The organism is Pelatocladus sp. (assembly GCF_059505505.1).
On record NZ_JCACKS010000121.1, the window covers coordinates 1 to 7,127 of the forward strand.

Below are 7,127 nucleotides of genomic sequence, written 5' to 3' on the forward strand. Positions count from 1 at the left end.
TGCTTTTACCTACGCTGCAAACTCTCGTTTGTGGGGGGAGAGTGAAAAACTACTAGTTGAGAGTGTTGCAGATAAACCGAAGCTGGGATTTTGGCTTATGCCAAATAATCAAGATGCTGGGATGTTAGAAGACTTTTGTGCAGAACTTGCAGAACCTGCATCGCTCGCATTCGCACGAGAATGTGTGGAACAGGCGCACGGAAGGAAAATCACAACTTTCAAACAAGTACATCTTAGTAAAGCAGTGATTCATACATATCTTGCTTGGCATGATGAACCAGGCTATCCTCTAGGAAAAGCAATAACAAGCCAAGCTCTTCGTTCTCACACAGATATTGCAGTCAGATTCACCAACTGGTTGATACGTTTATTCACATAAACCCTATCCAAGCAACGCCTAACAAATGACTGGCTAGAACATATAAAAAAGCTGATCTCTAAGCTACACTCGTGATCATGACTTATTTGAATTCAGCTACTTTGCCTCAATCCATGATTCATGGTGCTTCCCCCGTCAGTATTGCACCAATGATGGATCGTACAGATCGCCATTTTCGGTATTTTATGCGGCAGATTACCCGCCGTACTTTGCTTTATACCGAGATGGTGACAACTGCCGCGATTTTGCATGGTGACAAAGAATATCTACTCGGCTTTTCCCCAGAAGAAAAACCCTTAGTCTTACAAGTCGGGGGCGATAATCCCAAGGAATTAGCTGAATGTAGCCGGATTGCCGAGGATATGGGCTACGATGAAATCAATCTTAATGTCGGTTGTCCGAGTAGTCGTGTCCAAGATGGGAATTTTGGGGCTTGTTTAATGGCACACCCTAAGAAAGTGGCAGACTGTGTAGCACAGATGATTAATGCTACTCGTATCCCAGTGAGTGTAAAGCACCGAATTGGCATTGACGATCGCGATCGCTACGAAGATATGTTAAATTTTGTTCGCATTGTCTCACAAGCAGGCTGCCAACGTTTTACTGTCCACGCGCGTAAAGCTTGGTTACAGGGGTTAAGCCCAAAAGAAAACCGTGATATTCCACCCCTGCGTTACAGTGAAGTATATCGTCTTAAACAAGAATTTCCCCACTTATTTATCGAAATCAATGGTGGAATTATTAACATGGATCAGGTAAGACAGCACTTACAATCAGTAGATGCGGTGATGATTGGACGTGCAGCTTACGATCATCCCTACTTATTCGCCACAGCAGATAGTGGAATCTACGGTGAGGCGATGCAACCTCCATCTCGCCATGAAGTTGCTGAAGCGATGTTTTCTTATATTGATTACTGGGTAAAAAAAGGTCTTAAGCTCAACAAAATTACCCGTCACATGTTGCAACTGTTTGCTGGACAACCGGGTAGTCGAGTTTGGAAGCGTCATTTGACGGAAAATTCTTCCACTCTAGGAGTAGGTTTTGCTGTGGTACAAGAGGCGTTGGCACAAGTTCCCGACTCGCCGATAGTACCCAGCTTAAACTTTACTGCTTGCTGGTGAATACATTTTCAGCCTGTTGATAAAGCTTGTGTTTGCAACATTGACATCAAATCCTGAACTCCTTTTTGCAGATACCGTGTGACTGTCATTGGACTAGTGCCAATTTTCTTAGCAGCGTCTTTGCGAGAAAATTCCTTCAAGAATACTAATTCGACTGCCATACGGGGCTTTTCTTCTAACATGCTAATTGCCCCTTGTAGTTGTTGTCGTTCTTCTTGTTGTAACTGTTGGGCGCTAGAACGGGGACAAGGAAGCGCCTCACCCAAAGTGATTTGACAATCAATATGGTTAACTACTGTAGCATCTAAACTCAAAGGCATACGGTTTTGAGCAGCTAACTTGGTTTCTTGCCATTCTTGTACAGATACCTTGAGTTGCTTGGCAATTTCTGAATCTTTGGGGGGACGCCCTAAAATCTCTACCAATTCCTTACGCACTTTTTGCCCTTCATTGTAGAGTTCTTGCCAACGACGGGGGATTTTTAATAGACTACTGCGATCGCGCAAAAAGTGCAGCATTTCGCCCCGAATGTAAGGAACAGCAAAGGAACTAAAAGCGTATCCTTGACTGGGATCAAAACGCTCAATTGCTCTGATTAAACCGAAGTAACCGATTTGCTCTAAGTCTTCATAAGGCTCACTACATTGATGGCTAAATTTATGAGCCATTTTCCGTACTAATCCAGTATGTAATTTAACAAGCCGATTACGAAGTTCAATAGAAGGATTCTGATGATATAACTGCAATAACTCCATACCATCAGACCGCATAGAGGACTGACTTGTTGCCATAGAAATTCCTTTTTGGTAACTCCTATTCCCTAAAAAACGGAGTTGCGTAAACTTCACTTAAGCTGTAATTATTTTCCTTAGTAACGCTTTTATACACCATTCGTTGTTTCACTGAACTTATATTTAGTCTCACCAAACGGTACAGTATTTTCACGCATTTTTTTGTACCCATGTCTGTTGGATGCAGAGATGGTTGTGTAACAAAAAGTTTTAGTTTGGATGTATCCTTGTGCAGTGCAAGGTCATCAAAGACCTTGATAAATATGGCCCAGCGCTTTCAAAACAGGATTTCTATGGATTCATTTCTCAATTATGAGCTAAAAATCTAGGTAAGAATGGAATTAGTCAGTAATATCGTCATTCAAAAACTCAATTGTGAAATATGAGCAATACTAGCAACTTCCGTAATGCCATCCGTGAGGCTAAAACCCACGCTCTAGTGGGGCCAAATGTCATAGCCAATGCTTTGCCTTATCTAGGAGGCGGTCTGATCTTAACAGCATTGGGAACCTATGGCGGTTTGGGAGTTATCCGTGCTAACCCCGGACTGTTCTTTCCCACCTTCATTGGCGCAGTGATTGTGGAATTAATTTTGTTCTTTGTTGCCCAAAATGTTGCTGAAAAGGGCAAAAATAGCGTTGCACTGCCTCTGTTGGCAGCCTATAGCCTGTTGTCTGGATATACTCTCAGTGGCTTGGTATTTGTGGCGCTAAGAACAGAGGGTGTGGGTATTCAGGGAATTGGTATAGCAGCCCTTGGTTGTGGGATCACCTTCATCGCCGCTCGTCAGATCGGTTCAAATCTTTCTGAGACTGACGGTATGGCTCTGACAAAAACCATCAATCTGGGTATTATTGCCTTGGTCGTGGTTGTAGGCTTGCAATTTGTCTTTGCTTTGTTCGGTGTTTATACTCCAGGGTGGTTAGAAATTGGCATTTCTGCTTTGGGAGTATTTCTGTTTGCTGGAGCATCTGTAGTCGATTTTTACATCCTGCCACGCACCTACCGCAATGACCAATACCTACCTGCGGCTTTGTCAATGTACTTAACTTACATCAACCTTTTCATCTTCATTTTGAGGCTGTTGATAGCCCTAAATGGCCGTGACTAAGGATATGTAGTAGAAAAACCAATTTTTTGTAATTTATACCGTGGTTATCAGAGGGATAACCACGGTTTTTTGTAGTTTACATGCTGAGGATAGTCCTTGCTCGCTTTCCCATTGCTTTCCGATTATGTATAATAGTTGCATGACGATGTTTCTTACAGATTCTGCCGACATCACTAGGATTCATTTCTCTTCAAGGTTAAATCTGAAGCAACGTAGCGAGTTGGGTCAGTTTTTTACTCCCGCCCCAGTTGCCCGTTTTATGGCTAGACAATTTAGTAGTCTATCGGGTCACATCAATCTTCTAGATCCTGGTGCTGGAGTTGGGTCATTAGTTGCTGCTTTTGTAGAGCAGTTATTGGCAAATCCTAACGAGGTTAAAAGTTGCTTGATAACAGCATATGAAGTTGAATCAGCCTTCATATCCTCTTTGAGGCAATGTCTTATAGAGTGTTGTACAGCTTTAAAGAGTAGAGGAATTCAAGCAAATTATTGTTTGCATGAACAAAGTTTTATAGAAGCTTTTAAAAAAATAAATTTACCACTTTTTACTACGCCATCAATCAAATTTACTCATGCAATTCTGAATCCACCTTATAAAAAAATTCACAGCCAATCAATAGAAAAGAAGATCCTTTCAAAGCTTGGAATTGAAACAGGAAATCTATATAGTGCATTTGTTTGGCTTACTATGTTACAGCTTGCCGAAGATGGAGAGATAGTTGCAATCACGCCCAGAAGTTTCTGTAATGGTACCTATTTTCGTCCTTTCCGGAAAAATTTCCTAGAAAGCATGGCGCTAAAAAAAATTCATGTTTTTGAGAGCCGTTCAGCAGCTTTTGCAGAGGATAACGTATTGCAAGAAAATATTATTTTTCATGCTAGTAAAACTAAAATTAAGCCTGATTATGTAGAAATAACTAGGAATTTTGAAACTAAATTAGATGAATTTTCAGAATTAAGATATATTCCTTACAGTAAAGTAGTTGAAGCCAATGATTCCGAGAGTTTTATTCATATTGTGACAAACTCTCTTGAAGATTCTTTGAGAGTGCAAATGGATAAATTCTCATCTACTTTGGATGAAATGGGTTTAGAAGTTTCGACGGGTCCGGTTGTCGATTTTCGTCTCAAATCGTTTTTAAGAACTTGCTTGGATGAGCAGAATGTTCCACTACTGTACCCAGAAACTGTGAAGCCAGGGAAAATTTTATTTCCACCTAGCAATCCTCGTAAGGCGATCGCAATTGAGCAAAACCAACAAACAAGCAAATGGTTAGTTCAATCAGGTTGGTACGTTTTGATCAAGCGTTTTTCTGCTAAGGAGGAAAAGCGTCGTGTTGTTGCTGCTGTCTGTTCTCCTTTAGACGCATCAGCGCTAGGTATAGAAAATCATCTTAACTACTACCATGCTAAAGGTAAGGGAATGAACCCTGACCTGGCACGAGGTTTAGCATCATTTCTCAATTCAACTTTATTTGATCATTACTTCCGGCAGTTTAGTGGACACACACAAGTCAATGCAACAGATTTGCGTAGAATTAAGTACCCTTGCAAAGATGATTTAATCAGACTAGGAAGCCAAATTGGTGATTCTCGGTTTGATCAGGAGCAACTTGATCGGGTTGTACATAAAACTTTGTCGATTATGAGCGAAGTCACAAATGCAGTTCGGGCTGCTAAACGAATTGAGGAGGCTCTTGCAATTCTCAAAGATATTTCTGCTCCAAGAGAGCAACAGAACGAACGATCAGCACTTTGCTTACTCGCATTGGCAGACATTCGACCTGAAATGCCTTGGAATAAAGCAACAGCACCAAGACGTGGAATTACAGAAATGATGGATTGGTTTCGCGATTACTATGGGAAACAATATGCACCGAATACACGCGAAACAGTTCGACGACAGACGATGCATCAGTTTGTGCAGATGGGAATAGTTGTTGAGAATCCAGATCGACCAGACCGACCAATTAATAGCCCCAAATGGTGTTATCAACTTCATCAACAAGCATTATCACTTCTGAAATCCTATGGCTCTGAGCAGTGGGAAGAGGCTTGTCGAAATTATGCTGTTTCAGTCACAAATTTATTGCAGGCGAGGAATCGCAATATACCGATGATTCCCGCAACCTTGCCTGACGGTCAAGCTATTCAACTATCATCAGGTGGACAAAATATACTAATAAAAGACATTTTGGAAAGCTTCTGTGCGAGATTTACACCTGGAGGTAGAGTTCTCTATGTGGGCGATGCCGGGGATAAGTTCATTATTAATGAAACTCAGAAATTCCGAGAAATGGGGATTGAGTTAGATCCTCACGGTAAAATGCCAGACATTGTAGTTCACTATCAACGGAAAGATTGGCTTGTATTGATAGAAGCTGTGACTAGTCATGGTCCGGTCAACTTGAAACGTCACAATGAATTAAGGCATCTGTTTCAGTCTGGTGGTAAAGGACTAGTTTTTGTTACTGCTTTTCCAAGCCGTAGGGAAATGACTCGGTATCTTGCTGAGATTTCTTGGGAAACTGAAGTTTGGGTCGCAGATCAACCTGATCATATGATTCATTTCAATGGGGAGAGATTCCTTGGCCCCTATGAAGACCCAGAGAATCGTTCTTGAAAATTCTGGTTCTAAATAGGTAACAGTACACCTAACAACACGATTGAGTGGATGGTTGAGAAATCTTGATTGTGATGCATAGTATCAGTTATTTGCCACTAATCATCTTTGAAAATCTAAAATTTCAAGTTGATCTATATCAATTGCTCCAAAATTGAGATATTTTAAAAATACGGTTAATCTATCGCTGAACAGGAGTTAAGCCGTGGTATCTCCCTCTTCTCCTTTCATAAATCATTCTAATAAAACTATCACTCGGTATTTTAAGCAGCGCTCTTTTATCCCACTTCCACCGAATATACTCTGGAAGATTGAAAAAGGAGTAGTACGAAATTTAACCTGGCATGAAGACGGTACACTTGTCACTTTAGGAATTTGGGGACTAGGAGATATCGTTGGCAGAAGTTTATCAAAAATAGAACCATATGAAATAGAATGCTTAACCAAAGTAGAAGTTAGTATTTTTCCTATAAATGAATCATATCAACTCACAGATATATTACTAGCACAGATAGAACAAGCAGAAGCATTAATGATGATTCGCAGCTATAAAACAGTAGAAATTATGCTAATCAAACTGTTGAGTTGGTTAGCTAAAAAGTTTGGTCGTGCAGTAGAAACTGGACAATTAATTGATTTACGTCTAACTCATCAGGACATTGCAGAAATGTTAAATTCAACTCGCGTGACGATTACAAGAGTTCTCACTAATTTAGAAGAAAGAGGATTAATTCACCGTCTACCTTTACATCGAATTGTGCTGAAAGAAGAACAGATATGGCACTATGAGATATAGGAGCATGATTCGTATTTAGCTTAATCCGACAGAAGCCCCAGAAGCCCCACACTGAAGCTGTACTCATGTCAGTGTTAGGATGAATGGTGGGACAAAAACGAGATACCCCTTGACCATTTCAAACCGTAGGTTTGACTCTTAGTGGGGTAGTTGAGTTTTTGTCAACTTCTGAAATTTTTAACGAGTCAATCAATTCATCAATTACTTGAGTCATCGTTTTTTCTGGTAAAACTACTAATGCATTTATGTAATAAACATCTCCAAAATAGTATATTTTGTGGTAAAAGAACGTCAATAGAAGTT

6 protein-coding genes and 1 pseudogene are annotated in these 7,127 nt (G+C 40.5%); 5 read left to right on the forward strand and 2 right to left on the reverse strand.

Annotated elements, in window-relative coordinates:
* Positions 1-379: DUF3226 domain-containing protein (locus AC5JMK_RS11165; protein ID WP_495910089.1), on the forward strand; the 379-nt coding region annotated here is incomplete at its 5' end.
* A gap of 77 nt (positions 380-456) precedes the next feature.
* Entirely contained in the window at positions 457-1,503 is a 1,047-nt protein-coding gene (gene dusA, locus AC5JMK_RS11170) for a tRNA dihydrouridine(20/20a) synthase DusA (protein WP_096676298.1), read from the forward strand.
* Positions 1,504-1,511: 8 nt separating this feature from the next.
* Here dusA and AC5JMK_RS11175 read toward each other — a convergent pair whose 3' ends face one another.
* Complete coding sequence (locus AC5JMK_RS11175; RefSeq protein ID WP_096676297.1) at positions 1,512-2,294, reverse strand: RNA polymerase sigma factor SigF; 783 nt, start codon at positions 2,292-2,294, stop codon at positions 1,512-1,514.
* Between the two features lie 382 nt (positions 2,295-2,676).
* Between AC5JMK_RS11175 and AC5JMK_RS11180 the strand changes: the two genes are divergently transcribed.
* The 3 genes from AC5JMK_RS11180 (at position 2,677) to AC5JMK_RS11190 (ending at position 6,824) form a co-directional block, all read left to right on the forward strand.
* Entirely contained in the window at positions 2,677-3,405 is a 729-nt protein-coding gene (locus AC5JMK_RS11180; RefSeq protein ID WP_096676296.1) for a Bax inhibitor-1/YccA family protein, read from the forward strand.
* Positions 3,406-3,544: 139 nt separating this feature from the next.
* On the forward strand, positions 3,545-6,028 hold the full coding sequence (locus AC5JMK_RS11185) for a BsuBI/PstI family type II restriction endonuclease (RefSeq protein WP_495910090.1): 2,484 nt from the start codon (positions 3,545-3,547) through the stop codon (positions 6,026-6,028).
* 205 nt (positions 6,029-6,233) lie between these two features.
* On the forward strand, positions 6,234-6,824 hold the full coding sequence (locus AC5JMK_RS11190; RefSeq protein ID WP_495910091.1) for a Crp/Fnr family transcriptional regulator: 591 nt from the start codon (positions 6,234-6,236) through the stop codon (positions 6,822-6,824).
* 118 nt (positions 6,825-6,942) lie between these two features.
* Here the strand turns inward: AC5JMK_RS11190 and AC5JMK_RS11195 are convergent.
* Positions 6,943-7,127: pseudogene (locus AC5JMK_RS11195) on the reverse strand (hypothetical protein); the annotation flags it as partial.